Origin of the sequence: Stenotrophomonas sepilia (assembly GCF_003244875.1) — a bacterium.
Lineage (GTDB): Bacteria > Pseudomonadota > Gammaproteobacteria > Xanthomonadales > Xanthomonadaceae > Stenotrophomonas > Stenotrophomonas sepilia.
This window is the reverse complement of record NZ_LXXZ01000076.1, coordinates 16,350-32,589: the sequence shown is the minus strand read 5'-3', so window position 1 is coordinate 32,589 and position 16,240 is coordinate 16,350. Positions and strand designations below refer to the sequence as shown.

The following is a 16,240-nucleotide window of genomic DNA, read 5'->3' as shown; positions in this document are numbered from 1 at the left end:
CCGACTCCAATCAGCAGGCAAAAAAAACCCGCCAATTTGAGCATGTCGCGAACTAGCGCGTCAGAGGCTTGGCGGGTGTGTTGGGTGAATTTTAGCGCCCCTTTTGCTTACCTTCAAGTAAATGTGTGTAGTTCTGGTGAAATGTAAATGCCTGTACGAAAAGCACTTCATGGGGAATTTTCTTGGATTTCCGCAGTCTCCTGGGCGCAGATCCAGTGAGGTGAAAGGCCGGCCCGGGCGAGCGGCAACGGCCTATTCCCCGGCGTTGTTCCACGTCATATCGGTTGAGTTCCGACACTCGATCGCGGACACCGGCCGCTATGAAGCGCGCAGGCGCACTCCAACGGTCTGCCGGAATCCCCCTAGCCGCTTCACCTGAAATCCCCGATATCCCACGCGGAACGCCTGCCGCACCATCAAGCGCCCCTCCGCAGGAAACCACACATGAGCCTGGCGCTGGTCCACAGCCGTGCCCGCGCCGGGGTCGATGCCCCGCTGGTGCGGGTGGAAGTGCATCTCTCCGGTGGCCTGCCCGCCACCCAGATTGTCGGCCTGGCCGAGACCAGCGTGCGTGAATCCCGTGAGCGCGTGCGTGCCGCCCTTCTTTGCGCGCGCTTCGACTTTCCGCAGCGACGCATCACGCTCAACCTCGCGCCCGCTGACCTGCCCAAGGAAGGCGGGCGTTACGACCTGGCCATCGCGTTGGGCATTCTGGCAGCCAGTGGCCAGATCGATCCGCAGTCGCTGCTGCAATACGAGTTCCTGGGTGAGCTTGGCCTGACCGGCGAGCTGAGGCCGGTGGCCGGCGCGCTGCCGGCGGCGATTGCGGCGGCTGATGCCGGGCGCATCTTGGTGGTGCCGCCGGGCAATGCCGCCGAGGCGGCCCTGGCCGAGCACGCCGATGTACGTGTGGCGCGCACGCTGCTGGAGTGCTGCGCCGGGTTGGGCAATCCGCGCCTGTTGCCGTCCGTGGAGCGCGTAAACACGACGCCGTTGCCACTGCCCGATCTGGCCGACGTGCGCGGGCAAGCGCATGCGCGGCGCGCGTTGGAAGTGGCGGCCGCCGGTGGGCACCATTTATTGCTGATCGGCAGCCCTGGCTGCGGCAAGACGCTATTGGCCTCACGCCTGCCCAGTCTGTTGCCGGACACCGAGGAAGCCGAGGCGTTGCAGCTGGCCGCGATTGCGTCGGTGAGTGGCGAAGGGCTGGACCCAAGACGGTGGCGGCAGCGGCCCTTCCGGGCGCCACATCACAGTGCCAGTGCGGCGGCGCTGGTGGGCGGCGGCAACCCGCCCTGCCCCGGTGAGATCTCGCTGGCCCATCACGGCGTGCTGTTCCTGGATGAGCTTCCAGAGTGGAACCGCAGTGCATTGGAAACCCTGCGAGAGCCGCTGGAATCCGGCCACATCCGCATCGCCCGCGCGGCACGCAGCGTGCAGTATCCGGCGCGATTCCAGCTGGTGGCGGCGATGAATCCCTGCCCCTGCGGCTGGGCCGGCGACCGCAGTAACCGCTGCCTGTGCAGTGATGATCGCATCAACCGCTACCGTGCGCGGGTTTCTGGCCCGCTGCTGGACCGCATCGACCTGCATATCAGTGTGGCGCGTATGGACGCAGTGGAGTTGCGGGAGAGCACGCCACTGGGTGAGCCCAGTGCTGCGGTACGTGCACGGGTGGAAGCCGCCCATGCCCGGCAGCAGGCGCGTGGCGGGCTCAATGCGCATCTCCCGCCAGCGGCGCTGCGGACGTGTACCCGACTGAGCGAGGGTGATCAGGACATGCTGGAGCAGGCCATCGAGCGTCTGCAGCTTTCCGCACGTGCGATGCACCGGATTCTGCGGGTGGCGCGCACGATTGCGGATCTGGCGGGTTGCGAGGTGATCCAGACGGCGCATCTGGCTGAAGCGATCGGCTATCGGCAGTTGGACCGGGGAAAGCCTTAGAAATGCCGGTCGGGTTGGCTATTGGTAGAGTCGACCGTTGGTCGACTCTCGCGCGAAGCGCGGCCTTCTGAGAGGTAGATGCGAAGAGCGGTCGACTAACAGTCGACCCCACCAAGGGCAGGCATCAGGCTGCCGAATGCACCCGTCCCCGCCTCGCCAGCGACGCCACCCGACGGCTGACCAGCGCGTGCAGCTCCGCCAGCTCCGATGCCCGGCCAGCCGTCATGTTCCCGCCGAACAACACCCGCGACAACGCCGCCTCGTCGCTGTCGTGCGGGTGCTGCCACCGGTCCCGGTACACCTTCTGGCACACCAGCCAGGCCCGGCGCAGCCCACCGCCGGGCAGCGGGCGGACCACGCGTTCGTAGACGTGCCAGAACTGGTACTCGGCCTGCAGGTCGATCACAGGTGCCACGGACGGCGCCTGCCGGGGCCGTCCTGGGCCTCGGATGCCGAACAACCGGGTTGGCGGGGTCTGCTGTGCCATGCGCACAGGATGACCCAGCAACATTGTGGGAACCTTGCGTCGCCGCCAGAAAATCCCTGTTGATTGCGCAAGGCGGGGTTTGGGCGTTTCTAGGGGGTCAGAACGCCATCGAGGTACTGAACATCAGCTGCCGTGGCGCGCTGCGCTGCAGGGTCTGGTAGTCCCCCGAGAACGACGAGCCGGCGATGGTGGCGGTGCCGATGTTGTGGCGATTGAACAGGTTGCTCACGTCCAGCCGCAGCTCCAGCCCGGGCACTGGGCTGTCCGCACCGAATCGATACGCAGCATAGGTGTTGACCTGCCAGAACGTGGGCACGCGGATGTCGTTCTCGTAGGTGAAGGGCTGGCGCAGGTACGAGGTGCTGGTGGCACCGAAACGCCAGTCACCGAAGTGGGCGGACAGGTCGCTGACCAGCGAGATCTGTGGGTAGCCCGGCTGGGCGTTGCCCTTGATCGGGTACACCGTGTCACCCACCGCGAAATCGCTGTCGTAGTACGAACGGGCCACGGCCACGCCCTGGTAGAACTGCAGGTGGTCGGTGAGGTCGGCGGTGGTGCCAAGGTCGGCACCGATCACGTGCATCTTCGGCATCAACCGCACGGTGTTGATCTGTGCGAACTGGGTGCCGATGGCGGCCGACAGCAGGCGGTTGCGGATGTCGTTGTAGAACACGTCGCCGGTGATCGTCAGCCGGTCGAAGCGATGCGATGCACCCACGGTGAGGTTCCAGTTCTTTTCCGGACGCAGGGTACCCGCTACGCGGTCGAACTCTTCCTGGTCGGTGATGGTCCACGCCGAGGCGGTGTAACCGATGTTGCCGCGCTGAGCGACGCGATAGCCGTTCATGGTATTGGCCAGGTCGATGAAGGCATCGGTGGATTCGGTCGGGCTCCAGAACAGCGAGACGTGCGGCAGGAAGTTGCTCTTCGCGCGCAGCGTGCCGTTCACCGGCCGGTCCTTGGCATCACCCAGGCCGCCACCGCGGGTGCGGAAGTCCACGGCCTTGAAGCCGACACCCAGCTTCAGCGTGTCGTTCAACACGATGTCGTCCTGCAGGTAGAACTGGCGCGAGCGGGTCACCCAGCTCGATGCGTTGTCGGTCTTGAACGCGGGACCGTACACATCGAACGGACCGGTGGCCTTCAGCGGCGGGCCCTCGCCCAGCAGTGGCTGCTGGTACCACTCGGTCTTGGCCGCAGCCTTGCTCTTCTCCTGCCAGAAGCCGGCGGTGAAGGTGTGCGCGCCGGTCTCGAACTGCAGGTTGACCATGCTGCCCAGGCGGTTGAGGCCCGGCGTCTGTACCTGTTCGGAGAACGGTGCGCCGTTGGGCGACGGTACGGTCGGGTCGGTCAGCGTGGCCTGGGTGTGGCTGTTGGCGTTGTACAGCTGCACGTTGCCACTCAGCGCCGGGGTGATCTGGAAGCGATGGTTGATCGATGACACGCGGTCGCGGGTGGTCTGGCCGGTGTCGTACGGAATCAGTTCGGACAGCTCACCGCAGGTGTAGGCGCCGCAGGATTTGTCCGCGTTTTCCGGCGAGGCCACGTACCACGCCCACGCATAATCGGAATAGAAGATGTCGGCCTTCCAGCCCAGCTTGCGGATCATGTCGAAGGAGATGTTGTTGTAGCCCCAGACCTTGGCCTTGCTGTCGGACAGGAACACGGTGACATCGCCCCAGGCGACGTCCTGCTGCAGCTTCAGGTCACCGCGCAGGAAATTCTGCGTGCCCTCGCCCTGATACTTGTCGGCGGACACGCGCTGCAGGTCGACCAGCACTTTCGGGCCCTGCTCGCCGAGCTGGCCGGTCTGCCCCGATACGGTGGTGACCAACGTGTTGTTGCTGCCCACACCCTGCTTCACGCGCAGGCTGGGCGTGTCCTGCAGGTCGCGCAGGCGGTATTCCAGGCTGCCGCCGTTGACGCTGCTGGAGAACACGCCGACCGGTGCGCCGCCAGGGCTGACCGTGATCGCGCCGATGCCATCGGGCACGCCCACGTTCACCACGCTGGTGCCGGTAAGCGAGAGGAAGCCGTTGTCGTTCAGCGGCACGCCCTCGAAGGTGATGCCCATTTCATTCATGCGGAAGCCGCGCACGAACAGGCTGGTGGCCGAGATATCCAGGCCCAGCCCGTCGGTGGCGGTGTAGCTGGCGCCCGGCACCTGCTTGAGCATGGCCAAGCCGTTGTTGCCGGTGACCATCGCGTCGAGGTCTTCGGCCTTGATGATGTAGCGGTTGGGACCAACCACCTGGGTCGGTGCCACGGCCGCACCGCGCGGTGTGGCGATGACCTGCAGGGCGTTGAGCGTGGTGGGCGTGTCGAGCGCGGCGTCGTGCGTTTCTGCGGCGTACGCAGGTGTGGTGATGGCCGCGATGATGGCCAGGGCAAGGCGCGTCGTGGGTGGGGTGTTCATGGGCAGATCCAGGTGCAGGGAGAGAGCGGCGCAGGCGCACGCCCAGCGCGTTGCAGCACCGGTGTCGGTACCCTGGCTGGCGGTGCGATTGCGTTGAGGGAGTGACGGCGCGGTGCGCGACGGTCAGCAGAGGAAGACGATCCTCTGCCTCAAAATTCGATGGAGTGATTTCGACGTGCGAAATTCTTGCATCGCACTGCCGCATCCGCCATTGCACCGTGGTACAGCGCAGATGGTGATGGGGATGTATGGGCTATACGCAGGTATACATCCAAGCCAGGCTAGCGAGCAGTCGTGGACTGCTTCCACTCATCGATCAGAGCCACAACGGCAGCATGCAGCTGGGCGGCATCAAGCTCATACGCATGGCGATCTACATCTTCGTCGCAATACATGTCAGCAGCACAGAAGATGCTGGACAGGCACGTTGAAAGCGCTACGTCATCCAAAGCCGGCAAGTCGAGATCCCGCTCGATCTTCCATAGCTCGATGTAGGACTCGGAGAAAACTTGCGCCGACAACCGCTCGTTGGCGAAGGACTGAGCAAACATCATCAAAGTCCAGCTCATGATGTGCGTCCGATCATTGCAGGACGAAGCGCTCAATGGCACGTGCCACGCCTTCGTCGGCATTGCTGGTGGTCCCGAACCGCGCCACCGCCTTCACCGCGTCGATGGCATTGCCCATCGCCACGCTGGTGCCGGCGTACTGCAGCATGGTCAGGTCGTTCTCCTGGTCGCCGATGGCCATCACGTTGGCACGGTCGATGCCCAGGTGCTCGGCCAGCTTCTGCAGGCTCGGGCCCTTGCCGGCGCGGTGGTCGAACACTTCCAGGAAGAACGGCGCGCTCTTCAGTACCGCGAAGCGCTCGGTCAGTTCGCTCGGCAGGCGCGCGATGGCGGCATCCAGCACGTCCGGCGCGTCGATCATCATCAGCTTGATGAAGGACATCGATGGATCCATGTCCTCCACGCGGCGGTACGACAGCGGCATCCGCGAGAGATGCGAGTCGGCCACGGTGTAGTAGCTGATGTCCTGGTTGGGCGTGTACATGCGCCGGCTGTCCAGCGCCTGGAAGTGCACGCCCAGGTCGCGGGCGACCTGCTCGCAGAACAGGAAGTCGTCGAAGCTGAGCGGATACTCGACCACGGTTTCGCGCGTGCCGATGCGCTGCACCAGGCCGCCATTGCAGGCGATGCAGTAGTCGTCGTTGCCGTTGATGCCGAGCTCGTGCAGGTACGGCGCCAGGCCGGGGACCGGGCGGCCACTGGTCAGCACGATGTGCACGCCCAGTGCGCGCGCCTGCGCGATGGCCTGCCGAGCGCGTGCGGTGAGCTGGTGCGACGTGTCCAGCAGCGTGCCATCCATGTCGATGGCGACCAGTTCGATGGTCGATTGCCGGCGGCCCATGTCCATTGCGTTCAACTCGTGCGGGGCACGCCAGTTTACCCCCTCATGCCCGGTTCACCTCTTTGCCCACGTTGGCCGGGATACTGCGGGAGCCTGTGCGTCCCCCACCGCAGGACGGCCCGTTGACCGCCCTTCCCTGAAGAACCTTGCGACGCATGACCTACCGTGCCCCCGAAACCAATGACAGCGCGCCCCTGGCCCAGCAGATCGAACAGATGATCGACGAGCTGCCCGGCGACCAGGTGAGCGTCGGCACCCTGCTCAGCGCGCTGGGCGATGAGGGCCTGCTGCTGATCGTGATCCTGCTCTCGGCCATCTTCATCATTCCGGTGTCGATTCCCGGGCTGAGTACGGTGTTTGGCGCCTCGATCCTGCTGATCGGCCTGAGCCGGGTGCGCAACCGCCCGCTGTGGGTGCCACAGAAGCTGGCCCGCCGCGAGATCGCCACCGACAAGCTGAAGACCAACCTCGGCCGTGCGCTGAAATGGGTGCACCGCATGGAGCGGCTGTCGCGGCCGATGCGGCTGGCGGTGATGGTGCGCTCGAAGAAGATGATGCGCCTGAACAACCTGATGCTGGTGTTCGCGACCCTGCTGTTGATGGCGCCGGCCGGGCCGATACCCTTCAGCAACACGCTGCCGGCATTGGCGCTGATGTCGTTTGCGATTGGCTTCATCCAGCGCGATGGCGCGGCGGTGGCGGCCGGTTATGGTTTCGTGGTGGCAACGGTGGTGTATTTCGGCGTGCTGCTGGGCGGCGTGGGATTTGCTGCGGAATCGGTGTTCAGCGGGTTCCGCAGCAGTACCGCGGAACTGTAGAGCCGAGCCCACGCTCGGCTGCTGTTCGCTCGGTGCACGGAAACCCGCGCGCTGCGCGCGTAAGCCGAGCATGGGCTCGGCTCTACAAAGGCCGGATCCACAGCAGTCGAGTGTGGCTCGACGCTACACAGCTACTTGGCCGACACCCGCCACACCACGTCGCCCACGTCGTCGGCCACCAGCAATGCGCCTTCGGCATCCATCGCCATGCCCACCGGTGCGCCCATCAGGGTCTTCTCGTCCTTTGAGGCGAAGCCGCTCACCACGGTCTGCGGGCGCCCGGTCGGCTTGCCGTCCTTGAACGGTACATACACCACTTCGTAGCCGCTCAGCGGTGAACGGTCCCAGCTGCCGTGCTCGCCGATGAAGGCACCGCCGTGGTACTGCGCCGGCAGTGCCTGTCCGGTGTAGAACAACAGGCCCAGGGGTGCCACGTGCGAGCCGATGGCGTAGTCCGGCACGATCGCCTTGGCCACCAGGTCCGGCCGCTGCGGCTGCACGCGTTCGTCCACGTGCTGGCCGTAGTAGCTGTAGGGCCAGCCGTAGAAGCCATCTTCCTTCACCGAGGTGAGGTAGTCCGGCACCAGGTCGGCACCGATCTCATCGCGCTCGTTTGCCACGGCCCACAGCTGGCCAGTGCTCGGCTCCCAGTCCAGCCCGGTCGGGTTGCGGATGCCCGACGCAAAGATGCGGCTGCCGCGGGTGGCTACGTCCACCTCCAGCACGACCGCGCGGCGGTATTCGACGGCCAGGCCATTTTCAGTAATGTTGCTGTTGGAGCCGACGCCCACGTACAGCTTGCTGCCATCGCGGCTGGCCAGCAGTTCCTTGGTCCAGTGGTGGTTGATGGTGCTGGGCAGGTCGGTGAACTCGCGGCCCTTGTCGGACATGCGGGTTTCGCCGGGCACATAGTGGTACTGCATGATGTTGCCGGTGTTGGCCACGTACAGCGTGTCGCCGATCAGCTGGATGCCGAACGGCGAATGCAGGCCCTCGATGTAGACATGCTGGGTCCAGGTGTTCGTTCCCGGCGTGCGGCGCAGCAGGGTGACCCGGTTCCCGCCCTTGCCGGCCTTGCCCGAGCGCGCTTTGACCTTGCCGGCAATCCACTGCTTGGGCGTGGTGACCGGTTCTTCGCCGGGGCCGTTGCCTTCCACCACCAGTACATCGCCATTGGGCAGGGTCAGCAGGCGCCGCGGATGCTGCAGGTTGGCGGCGATGCGCTCGATCTTCAGGCCCTCGGCCACCGTGGGGGTCTGTCCATCAGCCCAGCCGACGCCCTTGGGCACCTGCATCGGCGGCATCAGGAAGTTGGCCGGCTTGGGCAGTGGCGGTTGCGGGCCCGACTGGTCGGCGGGATGGTATTCAGCCTTGCCGGCGCAGGCCGACAGCATCACGGCCAGCGCCAGGGCGCCCATGGTGGGCAGGATGTGCTTAGCCATGACGACCTCCCTGCAGCACCGGCGGCTGCAGTGACAGCAGGATCAGGCCCAGGGCAATCAGGGCCACGGTCAGCGCCGACAGGATCGTGCCCGGCACCGCAACGGCGTACGCATCGCGGCTGTGCACGAAGGCGTTCCAGATGGCCAGCACCACCGCGACCAGGTTGAGCAAGAAGTCGATGCGGTCGATGCGGGTGGCCGTGCCGTTGCGGCGCCAGACCGCGAACAGGTTGATCAGGCGCGGCACGATGGCGATCAGCAGGCCGAAGGTGATCAGCCAGGCGGCTGCCTTGCCCCACATCACCTCGGCGCTGTTGAGGTAGATCGCGTCGAAGATCAGTGCGCCGACGAAGAAACCGAAGGGTATCGGGTTCAACAGGCTGAACAGTGTGGTGCCGAGGCCGCGATGGGCCTGGGCGAGCGGATTGACCATCATCGTGCTCCGTGCGGAAGGGTGCACGGGCTGTAGTAGCACAGCGCGATGTGAGGGCGCGCGATGATGCCCCGGCGGGGCTTCCACACCCACCGGGCAGGCACCGCGCTACGCGGGCTCGTCCTCGCGCACCTCGTGGAAGGGCAGCATCGTCTCGAAGCCGAATTCGTGTTCCATGCTGGTGCGGACCAGGCCGCCGATGGCGTAGCGGCTGGTGTTGGCATGCACGTCTATGCCACCGGGCCGCCACTCGGTGCGCAGATGCAGCGTCTCTGCGCGTCGCATGACGATCCGTTCCTCCTGCAGCAGTGCGCGACGGTATTTCTTCATCAGCAGGCGCAGCGGTTTCACCGTGGTGATGCCGAATGCTGCCAGTTCGGGCAGCAACTCGGCGATATCGGCATCGTCGCCATAGTCGTGGCTGCGCGTATGCACGGACAGCACCACCTTGCGGATGACGGCAACCGAGAGCGGAGTCTGGTCCGCGCGTGCACGGGCACGCTGGCGTGCCTTCTTCATGTGTGACTTCACCTGCATGCGATTACCCAGGTTTCCCGTACCTCGAAGCAAGCACGCGATGATGGCGTGAAGGCATTCGAGTGCCCCGTCATAACTTGACGTACTAAGCGTTTGTGACGCAATTGGCACATTCGCACATTGCGGGTGTGAAGAGGTAGGGGGTTGTTCGTTGTGTCGCGTTTGGCTCGTTGCGATGGGGCAGTTCCGCCCCGCCGTCCTGCCATGCCGATTCACAACAGAAGGATTCGTGTATGAAGCGACACACGCAACGCTCCGCGCCACCGCGCTCTGCGCGCCTGGCCCTCGCCACTGCCCTGGTACTGGGCAGCCTGGCCGTCACCGCCCAGGCCCAACAGGCCGATCCACTGGCGGGGATACAGTGGCACCTGCTCAACACCGGGCAGACGGTCCCGGCTGACACACTGCCGGTGGCAGGCAACGACCTGAACGTGGATGGCCTGTTCCGCAATGGCATCCGTGGCCAGGGCGTCACCATCGCCATCGTCGACGACGGCCTGCAGATCGCGCACCCGGACCTTGCGGCCAACGTGGCCGCTGTAGCCGGCAAGAACTTCACCAATGGCTCGAACAACCCCACCCCGACCAATCCCGATGTCGACAACCACGGCACCATGGTCGGCGGTATCGCCGGTGCGGTGGGCGCCAACAACCTGGGCGTGCGCGGCGTAGCCCCGGCGGCGACGCTGAAGGGCTTCAACCCGATTTCGCGCTCGGCCCTGGGCAACCAGCAGAGCAACATCGAGTACGCCTGGTGGGACGGCGCGGAATCGGCCGACGTGCAGGTGTTCAACAACAGCTGGGGCGCCGGCCCGGGCAATCCGAACCTGCCGCTGGCGTACAGCGAAAACACGATACGGTCGTACGAGCAGGCACTGTCGGGTACGCGCGGTGGCCGCGGCGGCATCTACGTGAAGTCGGCCGGCAACAACTTCAACAATGCCTCCATCAGCCAGACCCAGGATGTCTGCACCACCGACACCAAGAACCGCAACACCGGCTGCGTGCCGGCCGGCCGTGATCCGCGCAACAACCTGTTCAACGTGATCACGGTAGGCGCGGTGCGCGCCGATGGCGTGCGCTCGTCTTACTCCTCCACCGGCTCGGCCTTGTGGGTGTCGGCCTTTGGTGGTGAGTACGGCCTGCAGGCACAGTTTGCGCCCGGCCTGGTGGCGCGCGCGTACGACCCGGCGATCGTCACCACCGACGTGACCGGGTGCGCGCAGGGCAGCAACAAGAACACCAACCGCCAGAACACCCTGGACAGCAATCTGTCGGCCATCGACAGCACCTGCAACTACACCGCCAAGATGAACGGCACCTCGGCGTCGGCGCCGATGGTATCGGGCGTGGCGGCACTGGTGCTGGAAGCCAATCCGAACCTGTCCTATCGCGATGTGAAGTACATCCTGGCCACCACCGCCACCCGCAACCACCCGAACCAGCCGGCGGTGACGCTGGCCGACGGGCGCACGCTGGTGCCGGGCTGGACGGTGAATGCTGCCGGCCGTGCCTACAGCAACTGGTATGGCTTCGGCGTGGTCAACGCTGCGCGTGCAGTGCAGGTGGCCGAGAACTTCCAGTCGCTGGGCCCGCTGGTCGACAGCGGCTGGCGCAACACGACGCGTACCGTGGCCATCGGCAACACCTCGGCTGCCGCCGCACGCCTGACCTTCCAGTTGGCCAACGGCGCGCGCAACATCGAAAGCGTGCAGCTGGGCTTCCGGGTCAACCACCGCAACACGCGCCAGCTGCAGTTCGTGCTGGTGTCGCCCAGCGGCACCCGCAGCGTGGTGCAACCGGCGTTCACCGCGATCGGTTCGGGCACGGGTGGCGCGCAGAGCAATTTCACCAGCTGGGACCTCCTGTCCAGCAATGCCTTCCTGGATGAGAATGCCAGCGGCACCTGGACGCTGGAAGTCACCGACATGGGGCAGGCCGCGACCGCAGCATCGCGCGGCAACCTCGAATTCTTCAAGATCCGCGTTCTGGGGCACTGATGATGAAGACCACCATTCTGTTGAGCACGCTCGCCTTCGCGGCGATGACCTCCCCTGCCTGGGCGCAGAGCTCGGGGCAGACCCCTCCAGCCAGGACCCTGTCGACCGTGGATGCGCAGGAACTGAAGGCGTCCGCTACCGGCCGCACGTTCGATGTGGGCGGCACGCGATTCCAACTGTCCCCCTCGGCCACCGTGAAGCAGGCCAGCGGCGGCCAGTTCACGATCACCCCGCAGGCGGCGGCGACCACCAGTTCGCGCACCAAGCGTTCGCTGGATGGCGCAACGGCGGCACCTGCCGATGCCGGCGCCGGCAAGTTCGCCGCAGCGGTCTCCCGTGACGGCGCGCCGGTAGTGGCGACGTCGCGGGTCAAGGTGTTCTTCACCGATGCAGCCTCGGCCCAGCGCGCGGCTACGGCCACCGGTGGCACCGTGGTGAAGGTGTCGAAGGCTTCGGGCCAGGCCATCGTGGAGTACCCGTCGGTAAACGCTGCGCTGGATGCGACCACCAGGCTGCTGTCCACCGCCGGTATCCGCGCCACCGAGCCGGACGTGGTGCAGTGGGAAGAGACCAAGTAAGGCGTTGAGTGGTGCCCCTGGCCGGTTGGCTCTCCTGGCCGGCCGGGGGATTGGTGTGCGTTGCGACTGTAGAGCTCAGACGATGTTCGGCACTACAGTTCTGCATCAACGGAAGGATTGACCGGTTGCTGTCGAACGCGCTGCCGGCGATCGAGCGGTAACCGCTGCCCGGCGGACGATTCCCCGGTGCGGTTGGAATGTGCCAACCAAGGTTGGCACCTACCAAAGCAGGGTGATGTGTCGTCCCACGGTCGGCCCCCACCCGGTCGGTAGTGCCGGCCGCTGGCCGGCGGAAGGTTTCACCGCACAGTGGGAATGTGCCAACCAAGGTTGGCACCTACCAAAGCAGGGTCAGACCAGGGCCGCGAGAGCCTGCACCAGCGCATCCATCTGCGCCGGCCGGGTGAACACCGACGGTGTCACCCGCACGCAGGCGCCCGACTCCAGGCCATCGCGATGGGTGGTGAAGATCCGATGCTCATCCAGCAAGCGCTTCTGCAGTGCCTGATTCTGTTCTACCGAGGTGTGGCCGCGCAGGCGGAAGCTGGCCAATGCGCTGGCCAGCGCCGGATCAGGCGAAGACAGCACTTCGATATGCGCCATCTGCCGCGCAGGCACGGTCCAGCGCTCGCGCAGGTAGCGCAGGCGCGCCTGCTTGTTGGCCGCGCCGATGCGCTGGTGCAGCGCGATCGCTTCCGGCAGCGCCAGGTAAGCGGCGAAGTTGACCGTACCGGTGTGCACACGGCTGCCCACGCGGCCATCGTCGGTCTCGCCCATGTACGGCTCCAGGTCCGCAACGCGGCCCTTGCGCACATACATCGCGCCGACGCCGACCGGTGCACCGATCCACTTGTGCAGGTTGATGCCAACGAAGTCGGCCTTGAGCTGCGGCACCGCGTAGTCGATCTGGCCAAACCCGTGTGCTGCATCAACGATCACGTCGATGCCGCGTGCGCGCGCACGTTCGGCGATTTCGGCCACCGGCAGCACCAGTCCATGGCGATGGCTGACCTGGGTCAGCAGCATCAGTTTCAGGCGTGGCAGCCGCGCGAACGCGGCCTCGTAGGCCTGCAGGATCTGCGCATGGTCGGGCACGGCCGGCAGCGCGATGCGCTCGACCTGCACGCCGCGGCGCTGCTGCAGCCAGCGCATCGCGCCGATCATGCTGTCGTAGTCGATGTCGGCGTACAGCACCTGGTCGCCAGGCTGCAGGCGGTTGTAGCCGCCGATCAGCGCCAGCATCGCCTCGGTGGCACCGCGGGTGAGTGCGATCTCGTCGGCGCCCACGCCCAGCAGTTCGGCCACCTGCCGCTGCGCCGCCATGTACTGCGCCGGGAACTCACGGCGGCCATACCAGGCATTGCCTCGGTTCACTTCCGCGGTGTGGCGCTGGTAGCTGGCCAGCGTCTCGCGGCCCATCGCGCCCCAGTAGCCGTTCTCCAGATGGTTCACTTCGTCGGTGAAATCGAAGTGGCTGGCCACGGCGGCCCAGTAGTTTTCATCGCGGGCCAGCACGTCCGGCGCCGCGGTCGTTGCGGGAATCTGCATGGACGCAGCGTAACGCGTGGCAGCCATGGCTGGCAGTGAAGAAAGTGCGGCTGCGGCCGGCAGCAAGGTGCCGGCACGCAACAGGGAGCGGCGGGCCGGGTCCATCAGAAGCTCAGCCGGTACTGTGCGTGCAGGTTGGCACCGTCGGTGTCGTATGGCGCGTTGCGCGAGTAGACCAGGCCGCGACTGGCCTGGAAGGTGGCTTCGTCCGGATAGCGGTCGAATACGTTGTCGGCACCGACGCGCAGGCTGTGATGTTCGTTGATGCGATAGCCGACGGCCAGGTCGAGGAAGCTCATCGCGCCGAAGCGCTGGTAGATATCGCCCACTGCATTGCCGCTGGAATCGGTCCAGGCGCCGTAGTAGCGCATGCGTGCCATCAGCGACCAGGCGCCGATGTCCCAGCTGCCGGTCAGGCTGCCCTTGTGCTCGGGCAGGCGATCCTCGAACAGCACGCGCTGGGTCTCGTTGGTGGCCACCGAGGTGCTGCCGTTGTCCACGCGGGTGCGGTTGTAGTTGTAGGCCAGGGTCAGCGTCATGCGGCCCGCGCCGAGGTCGCGCAGGTAGTTGCCGACCACGTCCACGCCGGTGGTGGTGGTGTCGAAGTCGTTGGTGAAGTAGTTCACCGAGGCATAGCCCAGCGGATTGGGCGTACCGGCCGGAATGGCGAAACTGGCCGACTGGCTGAAGCGGTCGGTGAGCTTGATCTGGTAGACATCCACCGAGCCGGACAGGCCCAGGTCGGTGCGCCAGGTCAGGCCCAGCGATGCGGTACGCGATTCTTCCGGCTTCAACGGCCTGGCACCGAGCAGCTGCGCCAGCGGATCGTTCGGCGACAGGCGGCCACTGGTGAAGATCTGCAGCGTGCGCGTATCCAACCCCTGGGTGGTGCTGGTGGTGTTGAGCTGCGCCGGCGTCGGTGCACGGAAGCCGCTGGACACGGTGCCGCGCAGGGCGACGTCCGGGGTGATCGCGAAGCGCGCCGACAGTTTGCCGTCCAGTGTGCTGCCGAAGCTGGAGAAGTCCTCGTAGCGGCTGGCTGCACCGATGCTCCAGCGCTCGCCCAGCGGCACTTCCATGTCCACGTAGGCGGCCTTGCTGCGCTGGCTCCACTGCCCGGCCTGGCTGGCCGAGAAGCCCGGCGCGCCATTGGAGTTGGCCTCCAGGCCCGCGGCCGCGCCCGGACCCACCGCGTACGAGGCCGGATCACCGGCGCGCACCTGGTAGGTTTCCTGGCGGAACTCGCCACCGAAGGCGACGTTGATCGGCTTGGACAGCGCAGCCACGTCCCATTCGTAGTTGAAGTCGGCGTTGGCGCTCTTCTCGGTCTGGGTCAGGCGGCCGAGATCGAAGTCGGTCGGGCTGGCCGGGCCGAGCGAGGCATTGATCGAGTTCTTCAGGCGATAGTCGATGGCGTTGCGGCCATACGAGGCGCTGACATCCCAGCGCAGCTTCGGCGTGATCTCGCCGCGCAGGCCACCGACCAGCTGCAGGTCGTTCTGCACGTTGCCGTACTGCGGGCTGAAGCCGACCGGATACAGCGAGCGCAGGTTCCAGCCCGGGAAGATGGCGGTGGTGCGATAGGCGCCGGTGGTGGTGTCCGGGTTGCGCCAGTTGAAATCGCTGACGCCATCGCTGTGGCTGTACAGGCCGAACGCATACAGCTCCAGCGTGTCGTTGGCATGGGCCTTCACGTTGAAGCCGACGCGGCGGCTTTCCAGTTCCGGCTGGCCCCAGCGCTGTACCGGATTGGGCACGTCCAGCTCCGGATGTGCAGCCTGGAAGGCGATCGCGTCCGGGCGCTGGCGCGTGCGCGAGGTAGCGTCGGAGTTGGACGATTCGGCGAACAGCACCAGGCTGCCATAGTCGCCCAGCGACCAACCGGTGCGCACACTGAAATCGCGCGAGGCACCGTCGCCCTGCGCGTACTGCGAATAGCCGGCGGTGATCTCGCTACCCGGGCCATCCTCGAGGATGATGTTGATGACACCGGCGATGGCATCCGAGCCGTACTGCGCCGACGCACCATCGCGCAGCACTTCGATGCGCTTGATCGCACTGGTGGGAATCTGTGCCAGATCAGCGGCCTGCGCACCGCGGTTGCCGAGCAGCGCGCTGCGATGGAAGCGGCGACCGTTGACCAGCACCAGGGTCTGGTCCGGCGACAGGCCACGCAGCGTGGCCGGACGCACGAACACCTGGCCGTCCGCCATCGGCAGGCGCTGCACCACGAACGACGGCACCAGCTGGGCCAGCACGTCCTTCAGGTCGGTGGATTCAACGGACCTGATGTCTTCCTTGGTGAACACGTCCACCGGCGCCAGCGTTTCGAACTGGGTGCGGTTGGACGCGCGGGTACCGGTGACCAGCATCGCATCGAGCTGGGTGGGCACGGCGCGGCTGCCGCCGGCGGCATCGACCGCATCGGCCTCCGCTGCAATCGCGCCTCCTGCGCTGGCCATGCAAAGGGCAAGGAGGATGGAACGCGAAAGCTTCGAACGATGCACGGCAGGGCTCCGGGAGGGCGCGACAGGGCCAGCACCTGTGCGCACACAACAGGCCTGGACAAGGCGCGCAGTCTCGGCGCGATGTGTGAAGGAGGCATGACGTCAGTACGACAGCTTGAT

The 16,240-nt window shown here is 66.0% G+C and carries 13 protein-coding genes; 4 read left to right on the top strand and 9 right to left on the bottom strand.

Going from position 1 to position 16,240, the window contains the following annotated elements:
• Positions 1 to 444 precede the first annotated feature (444 nt).
• Positions 445 to 1,944, top strand: coding sequence for a YifB family Mg chelatase-like AAA ATPase (locus A7X97_RS16010; protein WP_088497375.1), 1,500 nt, complete (start codon positions 445 to 447; stop codon positions 1,942 to 1,944).
• Positions 1,945 to 2,068: 124 nt separating this feature from the next.
• On the opposite strand, the gene A7X97_RS16005 is transcribed toward A7X97_RS16010, so the two are convergent.
• From A7X97_RS16005 to yidA, 4 genes are all read right to left on the bottom strand, one after another.
• On the bottom strand, positions 2,069 to 2,455 hold the full coding sequence (locus tag A7X97_RS16005; RefSeq protein WP_088497376.1) for a hypothetical protein: 387 nt from the start codon (positions 2,453 to 2,455) through the stop codon (positions 2,069 to 2,071).
• A gap of 73 nt (positions 2,456 to 2,528) precedes the next feature.
• Positions 2,529 to 4,847 carry a TonB-dependent receptor gene (locus A7X97_RS16000; RefSeq protein ID WP_111008174.1) on the bottom strand — a complete coding sequence of 773 codons (2,319 nt, stop codon included), beginning with the start codon at positions 4,845 to 4,847 and terminating at the stop codon, positions 2,529 to 2,531.
• Between the two features lie 281 nt (positions 4,848 to 5,128).
• Positions 5,129 to 5,416, bottom strand: a complete 288-nt coding sequence (locus tag A7X97_RS15995) for a colicin immunity domain-containing protein (protein WP_065197195.1) — start codon at positions 5,414 to 5,416, stop codon at positions 5,129 to 5,131.
• A 13-nt stretch (positions 5,417 to 5,429) separates the two neighbouring features.
• Complete coding sequence (gene yidA, locus A7X97_RS15990) at positions 5,430 to 6,263, bottom strand: sugar-phosphatase (RefSeq protein ID WP_088497378.1); 834 nt, start codon at positions 6,261 to 6,263, stop codon at positions 5,430 to 5,432.
• Positions 6,264 to 6,412: 149 nt separating this feature from the next.
• On the opposite strand from yidA, the gene A7X97_RS15985 reads away from it, so the two are divergent.
• Positions 6,413 to 7,075 (top strand): exopolysaccharide biosynthesis protein, encoded by a 663-nt coding sequence (locus A7X97_RS15985; protein ID WP_088497379.1) that lies wholly within the window; start codon positions 6,413 to 6,415, stop codon positions 7,073 to 7,075.
• Between the two features lie 131 nt (positions 7,076 to 7,206).
• Here A7X97_RS15985 and A7X97_RS15980 read toward each other — a convergent pair whose 3' ends face one another.
• From A7X97_RS15980 to A7X97_RS15970, 3 genes are all read right to left on the bottom strand, one after another.
• Complete coding sequence (locus A7X97_RS15980) at positions 7,207 to 8,517, bottom strand: PQQ-dependent sugar dehydrogenase (RefSeq protein WP_088497380.1); 1,311 nt, start codon at positions 8,515 to 8,517, stop codon at positions 7,207 to 7,209.
• Complete coding sequence (locus A7X97_RS15975; protein ID WP_021201954.1) at positions 8,510 to 8,950, bottom strand: DUF2231 domain-containing protein; 441 nt, start codon at positions 8,948 to 8,950, stop codon at positions 8,510 to 8,512. Before A7X97_RS15975 ends, A7X97_RS15980 begins: the two co-directional genes overlap by 8 nt.
• A 108-nt stretch (positions 8,951 to 9,058) precedes the next feature.
• On the bottom strand, positions 9,059 to 9,469 hold the full coding sequence (locus A7X97_RS15970; RefSeq protein ID WP_227836799.1) for a hypothetical protein: 411 nt from the start codon (positions 9,467 to 9,469) through the stop codon (positions 9,059 to 9,061).
• 251 nt (positions 9,470 to 9,720) lie between these two features.
• Between A7X97_RS15970 and A7X97_RS15965 the strand changes: the two genes are divergently transcribed.
• Both A7X97_RS15965 and A7X97_RS15960 read left to right on the top strand, forming a co-directional pair.
• On the top strand, positions 9,721 to 11,487 hold the full coding sequence (locus tag A7X97_RS15965) for a S8 family serine peptidase (RefSeq protein ID WP_088497381.1): 1,767 nt from the start codon (positions 9,721 to 9,723) through the stop codon (positions 11,485 to 11,487).
• Positions 11,487 to 12,065 (top strand): DNA breaking-rejoining protein, encoded by a 579-nt coding sequence (locus A7X97_RS15960; protein WP_088497382.1) that lies wholly within the window; start codon positions 11,487 to 11,489, stop codon positions 12,063 to 12,065. Before A7X97_RS15965 ends, A7X97_RS15960 begins: the two co-directional genes overlap by 1 nt.
• A gap of 351 nt (positions 12,066 to 12,416) precedes the next feature.
• Here the strand turns inward: A7X97_RS15960 and A7X97_RS15955 are convergent, their stop codons facing one another.
• Together A7X97_RS15955 and A7X97_RS15950 are read right to left on the bottom strand one after the other, a co-directional pair.
• Entirely contained in the window at positions 12,417 to 13,718 is a 1,302-nt protein-coding gene (locus tag A7X97_RS15955; RefSeq protein WP_088497383.1) for an aminotransferase class V-fold PLP-dependent enzyme, read from the bottom strand.
• Positions 13,718 to 16,120 carry a TonB-dependent receptor plug domain-containing protein gene (locus tag A7X97_RS15950; RefSeq protein WP_088497384.1) on the bottom strand — a complete coding sequence of 801 codons (2,403 nt, stop codon included), beginning with the start codon at positions 16,118 to 16,120 and terminating at the stop codon, positions 13,718 to 13,720. The genes A7X97_RS15955 and A7X97_RS15950 overlap by 1 nt, the downstream gene beginning before the upstream one ends.
• Between the last annotated feature and the right edge of the window lie 120 nt (positions 16,121 to 16,240).

Bases quoted from the DNA above. Each gene is read 5' to 3' on its own strand.
- A7X97_RS15960 (WP_088497382.1), top strand. From the start codon at position 11,487: ATGATGAAGACCACCATTCTGTTGAGCACGCTCGCCTTCGCGGCGATG.
- A7X97_RS15975 (WP_021201954.1), bottom strand. From the start codon at position 8,950: ATGGTCAATCCGCTCGCCCAGGCCCATCGCGGCCTCGGCACCACACTG.
- yidA (WP_088497378.1), bottom strand. From the start codon at position 6,263: ATGGACATGGGCCGCCGGCAATCGACCATCGAACTGGTCGCCATCGAC.
- A7X97_RS15995 (WP_065197195.1), bottom strand. From the start codon at position 5,416: ATGAGCTGGACTTTGATGATGTTTGCTCAGTCCTTCGCCAACGAGCGG.
- A7X97_RS15965 (WP_088497381.1), top strand. From the start codon at position 9,721: ATGAAGCGACACACGCAACGCTCCGCGCCACCGCGCTCTGCGCGCCTG.
- A7X97_RS16010 (WP_088497375.1), top strand. From the start codon at position 445: ATGAGCCTGGCGCTGGTCCACAGCCGTGCCCGCGCCGGGGTCGATGCC.
- A7X97_RS15980 (WP_088497380.1), bottom strand. From the start codon at position 8,517: ATGGCTAAGCACATCCTGCCCACCATGGGCGCCCTGGCGCTGGCCGTG.
- A7X97_RS15985 (WP_088497379.1), top strand. From the start codon at position 6,413: ATGACCTACCGTGCCCCCGAAACCAATGACAGCGCGCCCCTGGCCCAG.
- A7X97_RS16005 (WP_088497376.1), bottom strand. From the start codon at position 2,455: ATGTTGCTGGGTCATCCTGTGCGCATGGCACAGCAGACCCCGCCAACC.
- A7X97_RS15955 (WP_088497383.1), bottom strand. From the start codon at position 13,718: ATGGACCCGGCCCGCCGCTCCCTGTTGCGTGCCGGCACCTTGCTGCCG.
- A7X97_RS15970 (WP_227836799.1), bottom strand. From the start codon at position 9,469: ATGAAGAAGGCACGCCAGCGTGCCCGTGCACGCGCGGACCAGACTCCG.
- A7X97_RS16000 (WP_111008174.1), bottom strand. From the start codon at position 4,847: ATGAACACCCCACCCACGACGCGCCTTGCCCTGGCCATCATCGCGGCC.